Annotated in this window: 19 protein-coding genes; 17 read left to right on the forward strand and 2 right to left on the reverse strand. The window is 35.4% G+C overall.

The annotated features are described in order from the left end of the window. Positions 1 to 6 precede the first annotated feature (6 nt). Positions 7 to 924, forward strand: a complete 918-nt coding sequence (locus tag L2B55_RS10865; protein ID WP_237845465.1) for a Ppx/GppA phosphatase family protein — start codon at positions 7 to 9, stop codon at positions 922 to 924. Positions 925 to 975: 51 nt separating this feature from the next. On the opposite strand, the gene L2B55_RS10870 is transcribed toward L2B55_RS10865, so the two are convergent. After that, complete coding sequence (locus L2B55_RS10870; RefSeq protein ID WP_237845466.1) at positions 976 to 1284, reverse strand: hypothetical protein; 309 nt, start codon at positions 1282 to 1284, stop codon at positions 976 to 978. 189 nt (positions 1285 to 1473) lie between these two features. Here L2B55_RS10870 and L2B55_RS10875 point away from each other — a divergent pair, with 189 nt between their 5' ends. The 5 genes from L2B55_RS10875 (at position 1474) to L2B55_RS10895 (ending at position 8657) form a co-directional block, all read left to right on the forward strand. Then, positions 1474 to 2004 carry a YceI family protein gene (locus L2B55_RS10875; RefSeq protein WP_237845467.1) on the forward strand — a complete coding sequence of 177 codons (531 nt, stop codon included), beginning with the start codon at positions 1474 to 1476 and terminating at the stop codon, positions 2002 to 2004. A 21-nt stretch (positions 2005 to 2025) separates the two neighbouring features. Further along, the gene (locus L2B55_RS10880; protein ID WP_237845471.1) at positions 2026 to 5661 is read left to right on the forward strand and encodes a BamA/TamA family outer membrane protein; all 3636 of its coding nucleotides are present in this window, start codon (positions 2026 to 2028) and stop codon (positions 5659 to 5661) included. 27 nt (positions 5662 to 5688) lie between these two features. Beyond that, a complete protein-coding gene (locus L2B55_RS10885; protein ID WP_237845474.1) occupies positions 5689 to 6903 on the forward strand; it encodes a Pycsar system effector family protein in 1215 nt (404 codons plus the stop codon). Between the two features lie 10 nt (positions 6904 to 6913). Continuing rightward, the gene (locus L2B55_RS10890) at positions 6914 to 7774 is read left to right on the forward strand and encodes an SdiA-regulated domain-containing protein (protein ID WP_237845479.1); all 861 of its coding nucleotides are present in this window, start codon (positions 6914 to 6916) and stop codon (positions 7772 to 7774) included. A 115-nt stretch (positions 7775 to 7889) separates the two neighbouring features. Continuing rightward, positions 7890 to 8657, forward strand: coding sequence for a hypothetical protein (locus L2B55_RS10895; RefSeq protein ID WP_237845485.1), 768 nt, complete (start codon positions 7890 to 7892; stop codon positions 8655 to 8657). A gap of 14 nt (positions 8658 to 8671) precedes the next feature. Here the strand turns inward: L2B55_RS10895 and L2B55_RS10900 are convergent, their stop codons facing one another. Beyond that, entirely contained in the window at positions 8672 to 9214 is a 543-nt protein-coding gene (locus tag L2B55_RS10900) for a thioredoxin family protein (RefSeq protein ID WP_237845486.1), read from the reverse strand. 258 nt (positions 9215 to 9472) lie between these two features. Between L2B55_RS10900 and L2B55_RS10905 the strand changes: the two genes are divergently transcribed. The 11 genes from L2B55_RS10905 (at position 9473) to L2B55_RS10955 (ending at position 18742) form a co-directional block, all read left to right on the forward strand. After that, positions 9473 to 10036, forward strand: a complete 564-nt coding sequence (locus L2B55_RS10905; RefSeq protein ID WP_237845487.1) for a UbiX family flavin prenyltransferase — start codon at positions 9473 to 9475, stop codon at positions 10034 to 10036. Positions 10037 to 10134: 98 nt separating this feature from the next. After that, the gene (gene mtaB, locus L2B55_RS10910; RefSeq protein ID WP_237845489.1) at positions 10135 to 11469 is read left to right on the forward strand and encodes a tRNA (N(6)-L-threonylcarbamoyladenosine(37)-C(2))-methylthiotransferase MtaB; all 1335 of its coding nucleotides are present in this window, start codon (positions 10135 to 10137) and stop codon (positions 11467 to 11469) included. Positions 11470 to 11544: 75 nt separating this feature from the next. Next, a complete protein-coding gene (locus L2B55_RS10915; RefSeq protein WP_237845490.1) occupies positions 11545 to 12015 on the forward strand; it encodes a GtrA family protein in 471 nt (156 codons plus the stop codon). Between the two features lies 1 nt (position 12016). Next, positions 12017 to 12808 carry an inositol monophosphatase family protein gene (locus L2B55_RS10920; RefSeq protein WP_237845491.1) on the forward strand — a complete coding sequence of 264 codons (792 nt, stop codon included), beginning with the start codon at positions 12017 to 12019 and terminating at the stop codon, positions 12806 to 12808. 192 nt (positions 12809 to 13000) lie between these two features. After that, positions 13001 to 13450 (forward strand): DUF1569 domain-containing protein, encoded by a 450-nt coding sequence (locus L2B55_RS10925; protein ID WP_237845493.1) that lies wholly within the window; start codon positions 13001 to 13003, stop codon positions 13448 to 13450. Positions 13451 to 13486: 36 nt separating this feature from the next. Beyond that, positions 13487 to 13813 carry a hypothetical protein gene (locus L2B55_RS10930; protein ID WP_237845495.1) on the forward strand — a complete coding sequence of 109 codons (327 nt, stop codon included), beginning with the start codon at positions 13487 to 13489 and terminating at the stop codon, positions 13811 to 13813. Continuing rightward, positions 13800 to 14192 (forward strand): class I SAM-dependent methyltransferase, encoded by a 393-nt coding sequence (locus L2B55_RS10935; protein WP_237845496.1) that lies wholly within the window; start codon positions 13800 to 13802, stop codon positions 14190 to 14192. The genes L2B55_RS10930 and L2B55_RS10935 overlap by 14 nt, the downstream gene beginning before the upstream one ends. A 161-nt stretch (positions 14193 to 14353) precedes the next feature. Beyond that, the gene (rpe, locus tag L2B55_RS10940; RefSeq protein ID WP_237845498.1) at positions 14354 to 15025 is read left to right on the forward strand and encodes a ribulose-phosphate 3-epimerase; all 672 of its coding nucleotides are present in this window, start codon (positions 14354 to 14356) and stop codon (positions 15023 to 15025) included. Positions 15026 to 15435: 410 nt separating this feature from the next. Next, positions 15436 to 16503, forward strand: a complete 1068-nt coding sequence (serC, locus tag L2B55_RS10945; protein ID WP_237845499.1) for a 3-phosphoserine/phosphohydroxythreonine transaminase — start codon at positions 15436 to 15438, stop codon at positions 16501 to 16503. Between the two features lie 29 nt (positions 16504 to 16532). After that, the gene (locus L2B55_RS10950; protein WP_237845500.1) at positions 16533 to 17483 is read left to right on the forward strand and encodes a D-2-hydroxyacid dehydrogenase; all 951 of its coding nucleotides are present in this window, start codon (positions 16533 to 16535) and stop codon (positions 17481 to 17483) included. Between the two features lie 386 nt (positions 17484 to 17869). Further along, the gene (locus tag L2B55_RS10955) at positions 17870 to 18742 is read left to right on the forward strand and encodes a C1 family peptidase (protein ID WP_237845502.1); all 873 of its coding nucleotides are present in this window, start codon (positions 17870 to 17872) and stop codon (positions 18740 to 18742) included. Positions 18743 to 19226 lie beyond the last annotated feature (484 nt).

Raw genomic sequence — 19226 nt, forward strand, 5'->3', positions numbered from 1 at the left:
ATACTCTTGAGATACGCTGCTATTGACATAGGATCAAATGCCGTAAGGCTACTAATTGCCGATATTGTAGAGATCAATGAGGAAATTAGTTTTAAGAAAAACACCCTGGTAAGGGTTCCACTCCGCTTAGGTGACGATGCGTTTTTAGATAAACGAATCTCTGATCGTAAAGTGAAAGATTTGATGAAATCCATGTCGGCCTTTAAAAACCTCATGGAAGTTTACAAAGTTCAAGATTATATGGCTTGTGCCACCTCTGCTATGCGCGAGGCAGAGAATGGACAGGAGGTCGTAGATCTAATAGCAAGTGAAGCCGGCATACAACTTGATATTGTTACTGGAAAACGAGAAGCAAATATTATTTATTCCAGCCATATTGAAAAATACCTCGACTCGCGACGTACGTATTTATACATAGATGTTGGAGGAGGGAGTACTGAAGTTTCGGTATTCTCAAACGGAGTCTTAATAGATTCAAACTCATTCAATATAGGAACAATTCGTATGCTTGATAATCAGGACACTGAAGAAACCTGGAGGGAACTAAAAAACTGGATCAAAGAAAACACTAAAAACTATAAAACCATTTTTGGAATTGGTACCGGGGGTAATATCAATAAAATATTTAAAATTTCCGGGGAAAAATTAGGAACACCGCTAACATTTACCAAGTTAAAAGCCATGTATGATTATCTCAACTCATTTTCGCTAAAAGACCGGATTAACGTTTTGGGATTAAAAGAAGACCGGGCCGATGTAATTATTCCTGCTTCTGAAATTTTCCTTACCCTGATGCGTTGGGCAGGTATTAAACAAATGTATGTTCCAAAAGTGGGTTTGGTTGATGGAATTGTCCATTTACTAATTGAAAAGAATTACCCTAAAGTGGTTTCTATAACTGAGTTTAAAGAAAACTTAAACTAATAACAAAAGGCCAAAGATTTGAAATTTCACAAAGCTTTGGCCTTTTAAAATTTAGGCTTGGCTTTCCTCATGAATGCTAAAAATCTCTCGTCTACCACTGCGGCATAACGGAACAAATTTAGCATACCAGTTTTTCCATTCAATTGAGCCCATGTCTTTACTTGCCGCATTTTCAAAATGGGCCAAACTTTCAAAGGTAAATTCTAAAACCATGGTGTATGAATCGCCAGTGAGATCAAATAACACCCTGTAAGGCTTATTATTCACAGACGAAATTAACATCTTTCCTTCTTTCCATAGTTCTTTAGCCTCTCTGGCTTTGCCAAATTTTAGCTGAAAAATGTTTCTTACAAGTATCATATAACATTAATAATTAGATTGGTTGATTTCTAAATTTAATTATTTTAAATTCAATAAATCAATGAACTTAAACAGTAAAGTAATGTTCATCTCTGCTATTTAGGAATGCGCTCTTTCCCTTCGTCCCAATTACTAATTGTACAAATCGCACTGTTTAAGCATAAACTTAGGACTTAAAAACTTTAATCTATGGAGACTCTAAAATGGTTAGTTGATCCGCTGCATAGCCAAATAATGTTTAAGGTCAAACATTTAATGATTGCAACATTAACGGGTCGATTCCAGGATTTCGACCTGATGGTAGAAACTGAAAATGAAAGCTTTAACAAAGCAACTACTATTCAGTTCAATGCAAAAGTAAAATCTATCGATACACATAATGTTGATAGGGACGAGCATCTAAAATCAGCCGATTTTTTTAACTCCGATAAGTTTCCCCTGATCAGCTTTACAACAACAAACTATCAAAAAAGTAAAGACCATGGCAACTTGGATGGCAAGCTTACAATTAGAGATGTAACCTTGCCGATCACATTTTCAGTTGAATTTGGCGGTATTATAGTTGACCAATATGGAAAAACAAGAGCTGGATTTAGCTTAACAAGTACTATTAGCCGCAAAGCATACGGTTTAGTTTGGAATGCAGTAACCGAGAGTGGCGGTATTGTGGTTAGCGACGAGGTTAAACTTATAGGTGAATTTGAACTAATAATGCAATAAAACCATAAATAAAATTGCCTAATGATAAGCAGGAGTTGGCAAATGAAGCGAGCTTTTACTCTTCTAATATTTTTGGGCACAATCGGTCTGGCAAAGGCACAACAAGTTGATTCGATAATAAATCGAATACTTTTTATTGGTGATGCAGGGAAAATTGATGCACAACAAAAAGCGGTTATCAATGCCGCTGTAAGTAAAATAATTGGAGGAAAAACAATTGTATTCTACTTGGGAGATAACATATACCCAAAAGGAATGGAGCTGCCTGGAAGCAAAAAAAAGGAAGACACCGAAGAAATACTCAAGACACAATACTTGCCGTTCCAACAAAAGCAAACATCAGTTTACTTTATTCCTGGTAATCATGATTGGGACCGGATGGGAGCCGAAGGATTGCTCAAAGTAAAACGTCAATGGGCATTTCTTGAAGAACAACAAGACACACTGATTAAAATGTTGCCTCCTAATGGTTGTCCGGGTCCGGTTGAAATACTTATTAATGAAAACACTGTTGTACTAGCCCTAGACAGTGAATGGTGGTTATTTCCATACAATAAAGAAAACCCGGATGCTGATTGTGAATGCAAAACTAAAGATGAAATCATAGCAAAGCTCCAGGAGTTACTGCATAAGCATTCCTCAAAAAATATAATTCTAGCTACCCACCATCCATTTTACAGTTATGGCAATCATGGAGGCTATTTCTCATTTACGGATCATGTATTTCCTTTTACGGCCCTTAATAAAAGCCTTTATATTCCCCTTCCCGTCATCGGTTCGCTATATCCATTACTTAGATCATTGCTTCCTAACCCTGAAGATTTAAAGCATCCTAATTATGAAAACTTAAGAAACAGAGTAGGGAATGTATTTACAGACTATCCTAATATGGTTCAACTTTCCGGACACGAACACGGAGTACAGTTTATTCAAAGGCAAAATTTACATTTAGTGAGTGGATCAGGTGCTAAAAACAGTTATGCAAAAAAAGGAGGAGGCTCTTTATTTTCAAGTTCGTCATCTGGTTTTATTATGGCTGATTTTTTAATTAATAAGGACATAGTTTTCACCGTTTATACGCAGGATGATGATCAAATTAAACCTCAATTTACATTTAGAAAGCAATATGTACCCATTCCGTTAATACCGAAAGACATTTATCAACCAATTTTTAAAGACAGTATTGATTTACGGTTATTCGCTCGCTACGATAGCGTTAGCAAATTTCATCGTTTTTGGCTGGGGGAAAACTACCGAAAAGAATATGCTGCCCTTACCCGACTCCCAGTACTGAAAATGTCAATAATAGAAGGTGGGTTAATTCCAACTCAACGTGGAGGAGGATTTCAAACCGTCTCAATTCGATTGAAAGATAATAATGGTAAAGAATGGGCCTTGAGGAGTGTAGAAAAATACCCTGAAGTAATTGTACCAGAAAACTTAAGGGAAACGTTTGCAAAAGACTGGGTCAAAGATAACATGTCATCACAACACCCATTTGCGGCATTAATTGTTCCACCAATTGCCCAGGCTGTTGAAGTACCCCATTCTAATCCTACAATAGGAGTGGTTTCTGCCGATAAAAATTTAGGACAGTATAATCAATTATTTGCCAACAAAGTAGCACTGTTAGAAGAACGAGAACCTTGGGGAAAATCGGATAACTCAGAAAAAATGCTGGCAACACTAAATGCTGATAATGATAATTCAGTTGATAAAGAAACCTACCTACGCGCCCGAATACTGGACTTACTTATTGGGGATTGGGATCGGCACTTGGATCAATGGCGGTGGGCCTATCAAAAGACAGGAAAAAATAAACATTACATTCCTGTACCAAGGGATCGAGATCAGGTATTTTATTTAAATAATGGTGTAATACCCAAAATTGCATCTCAACGCTGGCTATTTCCATTTCTACAAGGGTTTAATGATGAAGTTAGAAATGTAAACACGTTTTTCTGGAAGGCAAGATTGCTCGATGGTCGTTTTCTAACAGCCCTAAGTCAGCAGTACTGGAGTCAAACGACCCACCAATTTGAAACAACAGTAACAGACAGTTTACTCAACTACGCACTAAAACAAATGCCAGCATCAGCCTATAGCTTAAGGCATCAGCAATTATTCAGTGTATTGCAAAAGCGCAGGTCAAATTTGGTTAGTGAAATGAACCGTTATTACAGTTTTCTACATAAAATAGTTGATATACAAGGGAGCGATAAAAACGAATACATCAATGTAAGGGATAATGTTCAGGATGGCTTAGAAGTACTGATCAGAAAAATCAGTAAAGAAGGAATACTAGAAGATACCATTTATCAAAAAACATTTACTCCTGAATTAACTAAAGAAATAAGGATATATACGCTAAAGGGAAACGATAGCCTAATAGTAAACAATCTAAATTCTAACATAAACATCAGGTTAATTGGAGGCCAGGGAGATAAAAAATACGATATTCAAAAATCAAAGGAAAACATAAGGCTTTACGACAAGGAACAAGGCTCAACATTTACTGGAAATGATGCTAAAAAACTAAAAAAACACCTTTCCAATGATAGTCTAAATACAGCATTTGAAATGGTAAATTTATACAATGTTCCCATGTTTATTATTGCGGGAACCTATAATGTTGATGATGGTGTATTACTTGGATTAGGATACAAATTTATTAGACAGGAAAGTTTCCGAAAAAAACCTTACGCTAGCATGCATCAAATAAGTGTTATCCATTCTTTTTCTACCAAAGCCTATCGAATACGTTACAGCGGGGAATGGATACATACAATCAATAATGCAGATTTTACTGTCAAAGCCTATATAAATGCCCCTAACAATACCATGAATTTTTTTGGCAGGGGAAACGAAACCGAATTAGATAAATCAGAAGGTTACAAAACCTATTACCGTACCCGCTTCAATTATTATGTACTTGAAACGGGGTTTCGTTGGCGCTTTAATACAGCTTCTTCCTTAACAATTGGGCCGGCAGTTCAATATTACAATTATAATTCGCAGGATAATGAAGACCGGTTTATCAACAATTCATCACAAATTGGTTCTTACGACAGCACATCTATTGATCAAAACAAAACTCATATCGGATTTGCAGCCGGATATCTACTAGATAAACGAAACAACAAAATATTACCGCAATGGGGAACTTACTTAAGCTTAAAATTAGTGGGATATTTTGGAGTCGGTTCTGAAGTAAAATCCTATGGGCAGATAATCCCCGAGCTTGCAGTTTACAAAAATATCAACGCAAAATCATCATTGGTATTGGCAAACAGAATAGGAGGAGTGGTTACAGCTGGAAAATCTACTTTTTACCAATCAGCATTTTTAGGTGGACACGAAAATTTGTTAGGATACCTCCAGTACCGCTTTGCCGGAACTCATTGCTTTTATAACAATTTAGAATTAAGAGCTAAAGTAAGCAATGTTGCCGGATATATTCTCACAGGTCAGCTGGGTGTTATTGGTTTTTATGATCTTGGCAGAGTTTGGGAAACAGGGGAGCACTCAAAAAAATGGCATAACGGTTTTGGCGGCGGTATATATTTTGCACCTGCTCAACTGGCCGTTTTAAAATTTGTTATGGGTAAATCGACAGAAGGTTTTTATCCATACTTAACAATTGGTATGAGGTTTTAATAAACTTTTATTTAAATGATCTAAAAAATGAACTACACTGAACTTACCAGGCAAATTGAAGATCATATAAAGCAATCTTTTACAGAAAATATATCTCAAAAACTGCCGTATCACAATTTTGGCCATGTTGAAAAAGTGGCTAAAAATGTATTGTTAATGGCAGAATACTACCGGCTTAATGATAAAGACAAATTTATAGTAACTGCCTCAGCATGGTTTCATGATATTGGGTATTTAACTGGTTGTAACAACCATGAAGAGAAAGGAGCTGATGAAGCTACTGTTTTTTTAACAAAATATGGTATTGAAGCCAGCATAAATGAGGTTGTGACAAGCTGTATATTAGCAACTAAACTACCACAATCACCTAAAAATTTACTTGAGCAAATAGTTTGTGATGCTGATTTATTTCACCTTGGAACAGACGACTTTAATGAGGGCAACAAATTAATGCGCCAAGAATATGAATTAAAAAGCGGGAAGAAAATTGGAAAAAATAAATGGCGAAAAAAGACCGTGACATTCATGCAGGAGCATCATTTTCAAACAGAATATTGCCAAACCAACCTAAATGCCAAAAAGGCTCAAAACCTTGCTGATTTAAAGCTGAAAATTAGTGAAGCCGAAAAGGAAGAAAGCCCTGATCTGTCCAAGGATATAAATGCGTTAAATCTTAATCCGATTCTTAATCAGGATAAAGAAAAAAAAGACAACCGCCCATCCCGAGGCATTGAAACCATGTTTAGAATCAGTTCCAATAATCACCAACGTTTAAGTGATATGGCTGATAATAAAGCCCATATTATGATTTCTACAACTGCAATAATCCTATCGGTTGTATTGAGTTTGCTGCTGCGAAAACTGGAGGACAATCCCTACTTAGTCTTCCCTACATTTCTTTTGCTGGTTATTTGCGTGATCACCTTGGTTTTCTCGATTTTAGCAACCCGTCCATCAATACCATCAGGTGTTTTTACACAGGAAGATATCGATAAGAAAAAGGTTAACTTGTTGTTTTTTGGCAATTTTTATAGAATGAGTTTAGAAGATTATACCAAAGGTATGCTTGAAATGATGGACAGTCGGGAATTTCTGTATGGCAGTCTTATTCGCGATTTATATTTTCAAGGGGTGGTTCTGGGGAGAAAATACCGCTTGCTTCGCCAGGCCTATAATGTATTTATGTTTGGAATTACAACCTCTGTTCTGGCTTTTATTATTGCTTCGTTTACTAAAATGTAAAATCCTCCATATGAAAAAAATATTGGCAATTGTTTGCTGCTTTTTTTGGGTGTTATTGGCCACTGCATGCAATATAGATGCAAAACAATATAATTCTCCAAAAGGATATGATTTAAATAAGCCTGAAAAGTTTAATCTGCCACAAAGCATGCTTGAAGTATCAGGAATTACATTCAATAACAATAATCCCGATACGATTTATGCTATTCAAGATGAGGAAGGTAAACTTTTTAAACTGAACTGGAAAATAAAGAAGCAGAAGCACTCCCGGTTTGGAGTTAATGGCGATTATGAAGATGTAGCCATATTGAATGAAACCGTTTTTATATTGAAAAGTAACGGTCAACTTTTTTCGTTCCCCCTCAAACAAGCTTGGAAGGAAGATATTGAACATGTTAAAGTATATAAAAAGCTAATCCCGAAAGCTGAATACGAAGGTTTATTTGCTAATAATGCCAGCAATCAGTTATATGTTTTGGTGAAAAAATCACCTGGAAATAAAAAACAGAAACTTTTAACAGGCGAAATTTTAACCTATGAGAAAACCCCCGATTCGCTGTATAAATCAGGAAACTTCGAAATAAAACCACCAACCGATAAACAATTAACTGTTAAGGCTAAAGAACGTATTAAACCCACTGCACTTTCTAAACATCCTATTACTGGGGAATGGTACATACTTACTTCTGCCAACAAATTATTGATTTTAGCTGATGTAAATTGGAATATCACCCAGGTCTATCAACTTAATTCATCAATCTTTAATCAACCCGAAGGAATTACCTTTGACAGCAAGGGAACACTTTATATCTCAAACGAAGGAGACGAACTTAATGAAGGAAATATACTTCGATTCGAATATCGCCCCTAATTTTTAGTAACTTAAGGGTAAATGCAAATATCCTCATAAACCAGATGAAGGCAACAATACTCAGTGCAGTAAAAAATCTACTTCCATCTACTCCGTAACCAACCTATGTGAACAGATGGAAGGAGAGGAGGCCCTGCAATTAGAAGATTTCATAAGCAACGTTGCCACTCCATTGCTGCAGCGCTTAAAATTTACTCACCCATTGGCAAGTGATTCAATCGATACTTACTTTTTCAATTCTGATTACAATGATCCGGCACACAAACACCGTAAATTTTTAGAACAATCAATGCAAACCATAAATATTGCTATAAATCAATATTTAGACCTATTTAGTAATGAATTACAACAAATTTACACTTGCTATTTTGAAAAATTCAGAACCGATGGGGTAGATTATGACATTTATATTGGCCAATTACTAGCGCCAGACAAACCTTTTGATTTGCTGTATGTTAAGAATCTTCGTTTATGGCAATTAAAGTCAATGGCTGCAGTTGCAAAGCTTACTCACAGTTTATTGCCATTATTACCAATTCAACTGCAAACCACTCAGCTCATATTTACTCATCCCAATACCATCGACATTTCATTCAGATATGATGAGCGAAGATTTGATGTTAAAGGTGCATACAACATCCGCTACCAGGTAATCAAGAAAAGAATTGATAAAGCTACTATCAAAAACACTGATGAGCACCTTACCCAAGTGGGCAAGATTGCCATTATCTACTTTAATCAAAAAGATGCAGATGAATACATCCAGTTCATTCAATATCTTCAACAAGAAAATTTACATGAAGATGATATTGAAGAACTTGAACTTGAAAATTTACAAGGCATAAGTGGACTGAAAGCATTGCGGATATCGGTTAAACTTTAACCCTGTATTGTTCCCTATTTCATTTTCTTAGTTCTGCTTTGATACTCCCCCCATTTCATTTTCTTGTAAAAATCACCACCGAAATAGTTAAGAATTGGAATAAATTCATCAGCATTTACAAAACCTGGAACACTGGTTAGCATCTCCAAGCTTTCGTCCAGAAATACTGTATGCGGATACGACATTTGACCATTCAACAGGTAAACTGCTAATTCATTAGATCTATAATCCCTCCGATAAACATATTCCTTTCCTTTAAACATCAATTTATCCTTGGTTTCAGCATCCAGCTTTACAGCATAATAGTTTTTGTTGATAATATTGATCACTGCTTCGTTTTGATAAGTTTTTTTATCCATTGTTTTACACCACCCACACCAATCTGTATAAATATCAATTAAAACTTTACGTGGATTTTTCTTTTGTAACGCTTCCAATTCTTGGATATTTAACCATTTAACCTCATTTTTTTGCTGACTGTAACAAAGTTTAGACATGACCAAAAAGATCAATACAGGTATCACAAAGTGCATTTTTTTATACATAACTAATATCATTTTAACTTTTTTTTGAAAATATTTTAATAATATAAGAAATCTTTCTACTTTTGTAGTGCCCACCCAGGGCATGTTTTTCATAGGTAGATGTGGGGTCGATTAAGAGATTAATCGGCCCTTTTTTTATGTCTACATTATAGCATTGTATATTCGACAACATAATTAGTTTATAAATAGATTTTTTTTGCTAACTATTATGATTGATTTCAAACATTTAATTCTCATAAAAACGAAATTAGAAATTTGGAAAAGCAATTTATGAAACATAAAATTATCATAGCAATAACCGGTGCCAGTGGCTCAATATATGCAAAAGTTTTATTGGACAAACTATCTCTACTTAGTAAGCAAATTGAAGATGTTGGGATTGTCATGTCTGATAACGCTAAGCAAGTTTGGGAGTTTGAGCTTGGCAATAAGTCTTATGAAGCTTATGATTTCAGATTTTATAATAAAAAGGATTTCATGGCTCCCTTTGCTTCCGGTTCAGCTCGTTTTAACACGATGATTATTACTCCATGTTCAATGGGTACCCTAGCACGCATTGCAACCGGTGTTTCAGATGATTTAATTACCAGAGCAGCGGATGTGATTCTAAAAGAACGCAGAAAATTGATTCTGGTTACTCGTGACACCCCTTTGAACCTCATCCATATCAACAATATGAAAACGGTTACAGAAGCGGGAGGAATTATTTGTCCGGCTAGCCCATCATTTTACAGCAGACCACAAACTCATGAAGAAATTGCCTTAACTGTAATTAACAGAGTAATTGATCTTGCTGGCCTTGAAAGTGATTCATACAGGTGGGGTAATCAATAAAACAATTTATTTTCAAATAATTACACCATAAACATCTCATTTTCAAATTGTAAAATTTACAATTTATCAAATTTAAAAATTCGTACCTTTGCGGCCTTATGAATACCCCTAAAAAAGTTAGTTTTTATACCTTAGGATGCAAATTGAATTTCTCTGAAACTTCAACAATTGGCCGTTTGTTTACCGAAAACGGTTACAAGCAGGTTGAATTTCATGAGGGTGCCGATGTATATGTGATTAATACTTGTTCTGTAACAGAAAACGCCGACAAGAAATGCAAAAAGGTAGTAAAAGAAGCTTTAAAGTATTCTCCTAAAGCATATATTGTTATTATTGGCTGTTATGCACAGTTAAAACCAGCTGAAATAGCTGAAATTCCAGGTGTGGATTTGGTATTGGGGGCCGCTGAAAAATTCAGATTAATGGATTTCATCAATGACCTTACCAAAAAGCCAAAGGCTGAGATTCATAATCAACCCATTGCTGAAGCAAACACTTTTATTTCATCTTATTCAATTGGCGACCGTACCCGTGCTTTCCTGAAAGTGCAGGATGGTTGCGATTATACTTGTTCATTTTGTACCATTCCACTGGCCCGAGGGGCCAGCCGGAGCGATACAGTTACTAATATTGTACAATCAGCCGCTTCTATTGCTGCCTCTGGTGTTAAAGAAATTGTTTTAACCGGCGTAAACATTGGTGATTATGGAAAAGGAGAACATGGCAACAAAAAACATGAGAACACATTTTTGGAGCTAGTTCAAGCATTAGATAAAGTTGAAGGAATTGAGAGAATTCGTATTTCTTCAATAGAGCCTAATTTGCTAACCAATGAAATAATTGAGTTTGTTGCTCAGTCGGGTAAGTTTGTTCCGCATTTCCATATCCCATTACAATCAGGTAATAATAAAATTTTAGGGTTGATGCGACGCCGCTACAAACGTGAACTATATACTGAACGAGTAGCTAAAATCAAATCCTTAATGCCCGACTGTTGTATCGGTGTTGATGTAATTGTTGGTTTTCCTGGCGAAACAAAAGAAGACTTTCTGGATACATACAACTTCTTAAACGAACTTGATATTTCATACCTACATGTCTTCACATATTCAGAACGTGAAAACACACCAGCAGCTGAATTTGACGATGTAGTAGGAGGCTCAGAACGAGCTGATCGAAGTAAAATGCTACATATTCTCTCTGAGAAAAAACGCCGATATTTTTACAAACAACACCTCAATAAAAACTTCCAGGTTCTATTCGAAGCGGATTGCAAGGAGGGCAAAATGCACGGCTTTACGCGTAATTACATCAAGGTTTCTGTTAAATACGACCCTGTTTTAGTAAACGAACTAAAAGAAGTTCAGTTAATTTCTATCAATAATGAGGGTGATGTTGACATAAAAGAAGCAGAAGAAATATTGACTCATTAATAGTATAGTCAAATATTGCTTTTTTCAATCAAATCTTACTAGCAAAACTAACCAACCTAAAACCAATATAAATTAATGGCAAACGGACAACGCAGAAAACAAGCTTTGTCGCTCTCCAAAAAGTTACTTGAAAACAATGTCTTCCGCTTTCTAATTTCAGGAGGAACATCAACCGCAGTTGATATTGTAGTTTATTTTATTGTTTTCAACTTTATCCTTTACAAACAGCCTGTTGAATTTTTAGGTTCAATTGTAAGTGGGCATACAGCCGCTTTATGTATATCATTTTCTGCCGGCTTTATCACTAATTTTTTTATCAGCAAATATTTTGTTTTCAGTAATTCAAATCTGCAAACACGCATTCAGTTATTCAGGTATTTGATTGTTGCGTCCGTCAATTTCGGAGCCAACTACTTTTTACTGAAATTTTTTGTTGAGTTTTTAAACTGGTATCCAACACCTTCAAGAGCTTTAGCAGCTATGATAGTTGCTGTAATGAGTTTTTTATTAGGCAAATACTTCGCCTTCAAGGTTAAAACAGCATAATATGATTGATTTAGAAAACATCTTCTTAGCCGTAAAAGAAATTACATTAGAAACTGGTGCATTTATCCGAAATGAGCGTAAAAAGTTCAATGTTGATAAAATTGAATATAAAGGTTTAAACAACCTGGTTTCTTACGTTGACAAAAAATCGGAAGAAATGCTGGTGGAAGCTTTGCAGACTATTTTACCAGAGGCTGGCTTTGTGACCGAAGAGGAAACCATTAACAAGCATGGAGAAGTTTACAACTGGATAGTAGACCCATTAGATGGCACCACAAACTTCATCCACGGTATTCCGAACTACTCAATAAGCATTGCATTGCATGAAAACGACCAACCTGTTTTAGGAGTGGTATATGAAGTTAATCTGGATGAATTATTTTATTCTTGGAAAGGAGAGAAGGCTTACTTAAATGGAAAAGTAATCACAGTTTCCGCTAATAAAACACTTGGCGACTCACTATTAGCAACTGGTTTTCCGTACTACGACTTTGAAAAAGCGGAACAATACCTGCAAACCTTTAAAGAACTTATGCAACTAACTCACGGTCTGCGTAGAATAGGTTCTGCAGCTGTAGACTTAGCCTATGTCGCCTGCGGCCGTTTTGACGGATACTTTGAATATAACCTAAACGCTTACGATGTGGCAGCTGGAGCTTACTTAGTTAAGCAGGCAGGAGGAACTATTACTAACTTTTCCGGTGGAAATGAATATATAAATTCCAGAGAAATTATAGCTGGAAATGGTTATACTGGCAATGAAATATTAAAAATAGCCCAAAACCATTTTTAATAGTTAACACTAAAGACATCGCTTAAGTAAATAAATCTGACAAATTTTAAAAAGCTGTCACTTATGTTTGAAAAAACTAAGAGACAGCTTTTTTAATTTTTAAGTACATTTTTTAAATGCTAAATAAAAGTTATTTTCGAATCGTTTTTTATATTTTTTGATCAAGCCTACCTTAAGTAAACCATTTACTAAATGAACAACCTATTTAATCAATCAGACGTTACCCAAATTTTGGATCGAATTGAAAAACTGACACCAAAATCCAACAGACAATGGGGTAAAATGAATGTTGCTCAAATGTTAGCCCATTGTAATATGTCAATAGAAACAGCTATGGGTCTGAATTTTGTAAAACAACCTTTTATTGGCAAAATCATAGGCTCTTTTCTGAAGTCTGTGGCTCTTGGAGAAAAACCGTTTGCTAAAAACTCCCCAACCGACAAAAGCTATATCTTTCCTGACAATCTTACATTTAAGGCGGAAAAATCGAAAGCAATAGTATCAATCAAAAAGTTTTTTGAGGGAGGGCCTTCCCAATGCACTACTCATCCACATCCATTTTTTGGCAAATTTACTCCTGAAGAATGGGCGGTTTTCCAATGGAAACATCTCGATCATCATTTAAGACAATTCGGAGTTTAAATCCATTATTACTTCAATCAAAAAAGCAATATAGCAATGTTTCTAAAAGAACAAGAATATACACTTAAGGACGGGATCTATTCCTTTATAGACGAACAGCTGCTATCCGGAGATAATCTTAAATACAATAAACTCTACAATAAAATTGCATGGTCATATAATTGGTCTCAACGATTTTTCTTCTGGCTTAAGTTTGGCGGAGAACAAAAATTCAGAGAGCCTTTTTTGAATGAATTAGGCATTAAGAACACCGACAAGGTATTGGAAATTTCAACGGGTACAGGTGACAATTTTCGATTTTTTAAATTAACATGCAGAATATTTTGTCGTAGACATTTCAATGGGAATGTTGCGGCAAGCTAAAAAGCATTTAAGAAAATGGGGGATTAAATCAACATTAGTTCATTGCGAAGGAGAAGCTTTACCATTTGAAGATGAATATTTTGATGTAGTTTTTCATTGTGGTGGCATCTATTACTTTAATGACAAACAAAGAGCCATTTTGGAAATGACTAGGGTTGCAAAACCAGGGACAAAACTTTTAATAGTTAACGAAACAGATAAGTTAGTTAGAGAAAACTATCAGAAAAACCCTGTATTGAAAGGGAAATTTAATGACTCCGGCAAAGCAACTATTCCAACAGACTTGGTTCCTCAAGAAATGTTGTCTATAAAATCAGAAATCATTTGCAAAGGGTTGATGTATAAATTGACCTTTATTAAACCGAAAACAAACAGATAATTGTTTATGGAGGTGAAGGAAAGAGCCCGTTAACAAGTTTATTATAAAACATAAAAAATCCAAATCAATACTTTATTAAGATTACATTGAGTATTTTTGCCCACGAATGGAAACACGTTACCAATCAACTAATTAAGTTTCCGTTACAAAAAGCAAAAAGAATGAAACAAATTATTGCCCCTTCAATTTTATCGGCTGATTTTGCCAACCTGCAGGATGATGTAGAGATGATTAACGAAAGCAGCGCTGACTGGTTTCATGTGGACGTGATGGACGGAGTTTTTGTTCCGAACATTTCTTTTGGATTTCCAGTTGTAGCAGCTGTAAACCATCACGCTAAAAAACCGTTGGATGTTCACTTAATGATTGTTGACCCAGATCGCTACTTAGAAGATTTCAAAAAAGTAGGAGCCAAAATTTTAACAGTACATTACGAAGCCTGCACGCACTTGCATCGTACGGTTACTAAAATTAAAGAATTAGGTATGAAAGCCGGGGTAGCTCTTAACCCGCATACACCTGTTAGCGTGTTGGAAGACATTATTAACGATGTGGACTTAGTATTGATCATGTCGGTTAATCCAGGTTTTGGCGGTCAAAAGTTTATTGAAAACACCTACAATAAAATTAAAGCTTTACGCAGTTTATGCGAGCGCAAGAATGCTGAAGTAATTATTGAGGTTGATGGCGGTGTTAACAAACATAATGCGGCGGCTTTGCTAAAGGCTGGTGCAGATGCTTTGGTTGCAGGCAATGCTGTTTTTTCTGCCGAAGATCCGATTGCTGAGATTGCTGAACTTAAAAAAATCAATATCGAGGCACTTCAAGCATAAATATAGCTTCATATTATTTTTGTAAAGCCTGATGGGATATCAAATTACCATCAGGCTTTCCTATTTTTTACACTCGCTAAAATATCTAAATCTCAATTACTTATTATCAATTTTGTATTATTAGTTATCAATTATTGCGTTTTAAATTATAAAAATTCATTTTAATAAAGTAACTTCACCACCATTACATCTCTGCTATCAACTTGCTATTACCTTTATTCATGCTATAATGTTCTGTCAAATTATTTTTTACAGTCCTATAATTTTACTACAAAGATATTAATCCAAATAAAAATTATTTTTTTTACAAAATTTTGGTTTATAAATAATAAATTTGTCAATAATTACTCCACATTGTTGAAAAACAACAATAATAACTATCACGTTTATAGATAAATTAATATAGAAAGATGAAACACAATTTCGGAGCCGGTCCAGGTATTTTACCGCAGGAGGTACTAAAGCAAGCTGCAGAGGCAGTGTTAAATTTTAATAACAGTGGATTGTCCATTTTGGAAATCTCCCACCGTACCCCTGATTTTGAGTCCGTTGTTTCCGAAGCTTGTAGTTTGGTTAAAGAATTATTGAACCTTAACGATGATTACGCCATCACCTTCTTACATGGGGGCGCGAGTATGCAATTTGCTATGGTTCCCTTTAATTTATTGGGTGCAGGTGAAACGGCTGCCTACCTTGATTCAGGAACATGGGCAAGCAAAGCCATTAAAGAAGCTAAATTTTTCGGCAATGTAAATGTAATAGCCTCATCAAAAGAAGCAAACTACACTTTTATTCCTAAGGATTATACAATCCCTGCCGATGCAAAGTATTTTCACGTAACCTCAAACAATACAATTTACGGCACGCAGTTACATGAGTTTCCGGAGTCTCCTGTTCCATTGGTAAGCGATATGTCTTCTGATATTTTCAGCCGTGTTTTTGACGCCAACAAATTCGGGTTGATTTATGCTGGTGCGCAAAAAAACATGGGGCCCGCAGGCGTTGCATTAGCCATTATCAAAAAGGATTTACTTGGTAAACTTGACCGTAAAATTCCTTCTATGTTAAATTATCAATTGCATATAGAGAACGGTTCAATGTATAATACCCCTCCGGTATTTGCTATTTACGTATCGATGCTCACCTTACGCTGGGTAAAGGCGCAAGGAGGAGTGGCAGCAATGGAAAAAATCAATAATAAAAAAGCAGCTACTTTATATGCTGAAATTGATCGTAATTCATTGTTCAAAGGTACCTGTGTTGCTGAAGATCGTTCTCGCATGAACGTATGTTTTATTATGGAGAATCAAGAGCTTGAGAAAGAATTCCTTGATTTTGTAAAAAAAGCTGATATCGTTGGACTAAAAGGTCATCGTAGTGTTGGCGGTTTCAGAGCATCTATTTACAATGCATTACCACAAAGCAGTGTTGATCATTTGGTTAACGTAATGCAAGAATTTGAGAATTTAAAAAAGTAATAGCATCCCATCTTATTCATAAATAATTTATGGCAAAAATATTAGCAAATGACGGAATTGATCCGGTTGGAAAGTCATTATTAGAACGTGCCGGCCATACCGTTGATACACAAAATATACCTCAAGATCAGTTAGCATCGCGTTTAAATGAATATGATGCTATCACAGTTCGATCAGCAACAAAAGTTCGTAAAGATTTAATTGATGCCACTCCAAATTTGAAATTAATTGGAAGAGGAGGCGTTGGTATGGATAATATTGATGTTGAGTATGCTAAAGGTAAGGGTCTTGCTGTTGTGAACACGCCTGCATCTTCATCTTTATCAGTTGCAGAATTGGTTTTTGCGCACTTATTTACAGGAGTTCGTTTTTTACATGACGCTAACCGTAAAATGCCAATTGAAGGCACCGATAAATTTAATGACCTAAAAAAAGCTTACACAAAAGGTATTGAGCTTCGTGGTAAAACCATTGGCATTTTAGGTTTTGGTCGTATTGGCCGTGAAGTAGCAAAGATTGCTTTAGGCTTAGGTATGGAAGTTTTAGCCTACGATTTGTACGATTTTAATCCAGAAGTTGAATTAACGTTCATGGGTGCTTCAAAAGTTAAACTACATGTAAAAAAAGCAAGTAAAGAAGAGCTATTAAAAAACAGCGACTTTATTTCAGTTCATACTCCGGCAGTTGAAAAACCTGAATTAGGAGCAGCCGAGTTTGCATTAATGAAAGACGGTGTTTTTGTAGTGAATGCTTCTCGTGGTGGTGTAATTGACGAAAATGCATTATTAACAGCTTTAGAAAGTGGCAAAGTGGCATTTGCAGGCTTAGATGTTTTTGAAAACGAACCTAAACCCTTAGAGGCATTGTTAAAGCATCCTAAAATTTCATTAACTCCACACATTGGTGCATCAACCGGTGAAGCTCAAGAACGCATAGGAGCTGAGTTAGCGAATTTGATTATTGATTTCTTCAGAAAATAATCCTTTTTAAAGTATCACAATAGAGGCGGTCTCCTGATATTTAATTTCAGGAGACCGTCTTTTTTTTGTGCCCCTAGTTAAGCCTTCCTTAATTTTTCCTTTTTCTCTTATCACTTTTTTCCCACAACGTAATAGCTACAATTAATTGTAACCGAAGTGTTACAATTAATAAAATCTTAACATAGATATAACAGATATTGATAAAAATTTCAACATATAATGTATACAAAATACATTTAAAGCATCAAAAGAAACTAATAATCATGTTATTATAATTTAATATAACGTTTGCAATATAAATTTTACAATCAAACCAGAAATATTGTTAACAATCAAGGAAGCCGAAAATTGTTTAGAGTAGACATAATATGACAACCAATTTAAAAATGAAAAAAAGCTTTTACTTTCTAAGCGCAGTTGCATTACTAACTGTAGCTTCTTGTCGCAAAGAAAGCGACTCAATTAATCAACAAGCGGACAACACTCACCATGCATTAGGATTACTACCTCAAACCAGGGAAAAGTATAACAGTTTTCCGAAAGTAGACGTAAATACAATAAGAAAACAACAAGTGGAAGGTTTAAACGCAACAGAAGCTGTTCCTACTAGTTATTTTATTGACATGCCAACTCCAGGTGATCAAGGTGGTGAATCATCATGCACCTCTTGGGCAACTGCTTATGCTGCATTAAGTTCATTCGAGCATAATTTCGACGGTATGTCTTATCCTGATGCTCAAAGAAGCCCTGCTTATGTTTACAATCAAGTTAAGGGATCAGTTGATTGCAGTGCAGGAACTTACTTTTCTGACAATTTAAATGTTCTAAAGAATCAAGGGGCATGTAGTCTTGCTGAAATGCCTTATCAAAATGGCTTATGTAACATTCTACCTACTGCTCAACAAACTCAGGCAGCTAGTGCACATAAGATTACTAGCTGGGGAACCGTTAACTGGAAAAACCTTACTGATGTAAAAACACTAGTGAGCTCAAATGTTCCGGTACTAGTTGGTCTTACTGTGGATGACAGTTTTTACAACATGGGCAATAACGGTTGGGTTTGGAAGAGGAAATCTGGCAGAGCATATGGGGGGCATGCTGTAGCTATAGTAGGTTATGACGATGCTAAAAATGCAGTTAAAGTACAAAATTCATGGGGTACAGGCTGGGGCTTAGGCGGTTACTTTTGGATTGATTATTCTTTGTTAACTTCAGGAGCAACAAATCCTATTTATGAGGGTTATGCAGCGTACAATTAATAGAAAATAAAATTAATTTGGATAAGCTGTCCTCTGTTACCTGGGGACAGCTTTTTTATGGCTGCTTTAGAAAATGGTGTACATCAACCAGTGAAACTTAAGAACGCATAGCAACAGAGCAGCTAATTTGAATATTGATTTCTTTCTTCAAGAAATAGTACCTTTTAAAAGTATCAATAAACGATGCTGTCTCCCGATTTTACAGCAGACATCCTTGTTTTTTGAGCTCATTATTAAGCCTTCATTCATACCTCATTTTTTCTTTCTACCACTCTATTGTAACAGATTGGTTACAGTTAACAAACACCTAACGTTCCCGTTTTAGTATGATCAATAAAATTCTAACATACATATATAGGATATTGATAAATAATTCAATTTATAATGTATACAAAATATATTTATATATAACGAAACATCTGACCCTCACGATTTTGCCTCCATTAAATAATAACAAGTAACAAAAACCTTACAACAAACCTTA

This window comes from Solitalea lacus, from assembly GCF_022014595.1.
Classification (GTDB): Bacteria; Bacteroidota; Bacteroidia; order Sphingobacteriales; family Sphingobacteriaceae; genus Solitalea; species Solitalea lacus.

Excerpts from the sequence above, each read along its gene's own strand:
- L2B55_RS10870 (WP_237845466.1), bottom strand. The coding sequence starts at position 1,284 with ATGATACTTGTAAGAAACATTTTTCAGCTAAAATTTGGCAAAGCCAGA.
- L2B55_RS10875 (WP_237845467.1), top strand. The coding sequence starts at position 1,474 with ATGGAGACTCTAAAATGGTTAGTTGATCCGCTGCATAGCCAAATAATG.
- L2B55_RS10880 (WP_237845471.1), top strand. The coding sequence starts at position 2,026 with ATGATAAGCAGGAGTTGGCAAATGAAGCGAGCTTTTACTCTTCTAATA.
- L2B55_RS10885 (WP_237845474.1), top strand. The coding sequence starts at position 5,689 with ATGAACTACACTGAACTTACCAGGCAAATTGAAGATCATATAAAGCAA.
- L2B55_RS10890 (WP_237845479.1), top strand. The coding sequence starts at position 6,914 with ATGAAAAAAATATTGGCAATTGTTTGCTGCTTTTTTTGGGTGTTATTG.
- L2B55_RS10895 (WP_237845485.1), top strand. The coding sequence starts at position 7,890 with ATGGAAGGAGAGGAGGCCCTGCAATTAGAAGATTTCATAAGCAACGTT.
- L2B55_RS10900 (WP_237845486.1), bottom strand. The coding sequence starts at position 9,214 with ATGATATTAGTTATGTATAAAAAAATGCACTTTGTGATACCTGTATTG.
- L2B55_RS10905 (WP_237845487.1), top strand. The coding sequence starts at position 9,473 with ATGAAACATAAAATTATCATAGCAATAACCGGTGCCAGTGGCTCAATA.
- mtaB (WP_237845489.1), top strand. The coding sequence starts at position 10,135 with ATGAATACCCCTAAAAAAGTTAGTTTTTATACCTTAGGATGCAAATTG.
- L2B55_RS10915 (WP_237845490.1), top strand. The coding sequence starts at position 11,545 with ATGGCAAACGGACAACGCAGAAAACAAGCTTTGTCGCTCTCCAAAAAG.
- L2B55_RS10920 (WP_237845491.1), top strand. The coding sequence starts at position 12,017 with ATGATTGATTTAGAAAACATCTTCTTAGCCGTAAAAGAAATTACATTA.
- L2B55_RS10925 (WP_237845493.1), top strand. The coding sequence starts at position 13,001 with ATGAACAACCTATTTAATCAATCAGACGTTACCCAAATTTTGGATCGA.
- L2B55_RS10930 (WP_237845495.1), top strand. The coding sequence starts at position 13,487 with ATGTTTCTAAAAGAACAAGAATATACACTTAAGGACGGGATCTATTCC.
- rpe (WP_237845498.1), top strand. The coding sequence starts at position 14,354 with ATGAAACAAATTATTGCCCCTTCAATTTTATCGGCTGATTTTGCCAAC.
- serC (WP_237845499.1), top strand. The coding sequence starts at position 15,436 with ATGAAACACAATTTCGGAGCCGGTCCAGGTATTTTACCGCAGGAGGTA.
- L2B55_RS10950 (WP_237845500.1), top strand. The coding sequence starts at position 16,533 with ATGGCAAAAATATTAGCAAATGACGGAATTGATCCGGTTGGAAAGTCA.
- L2B55_RS10955 (WP_237845502.1), top strand. The coding sequence starts at position 17,870 with ATGAAAAAAAGCTTTTACTTTCTAAGCGCAGTTGCATTACTAACTGTA.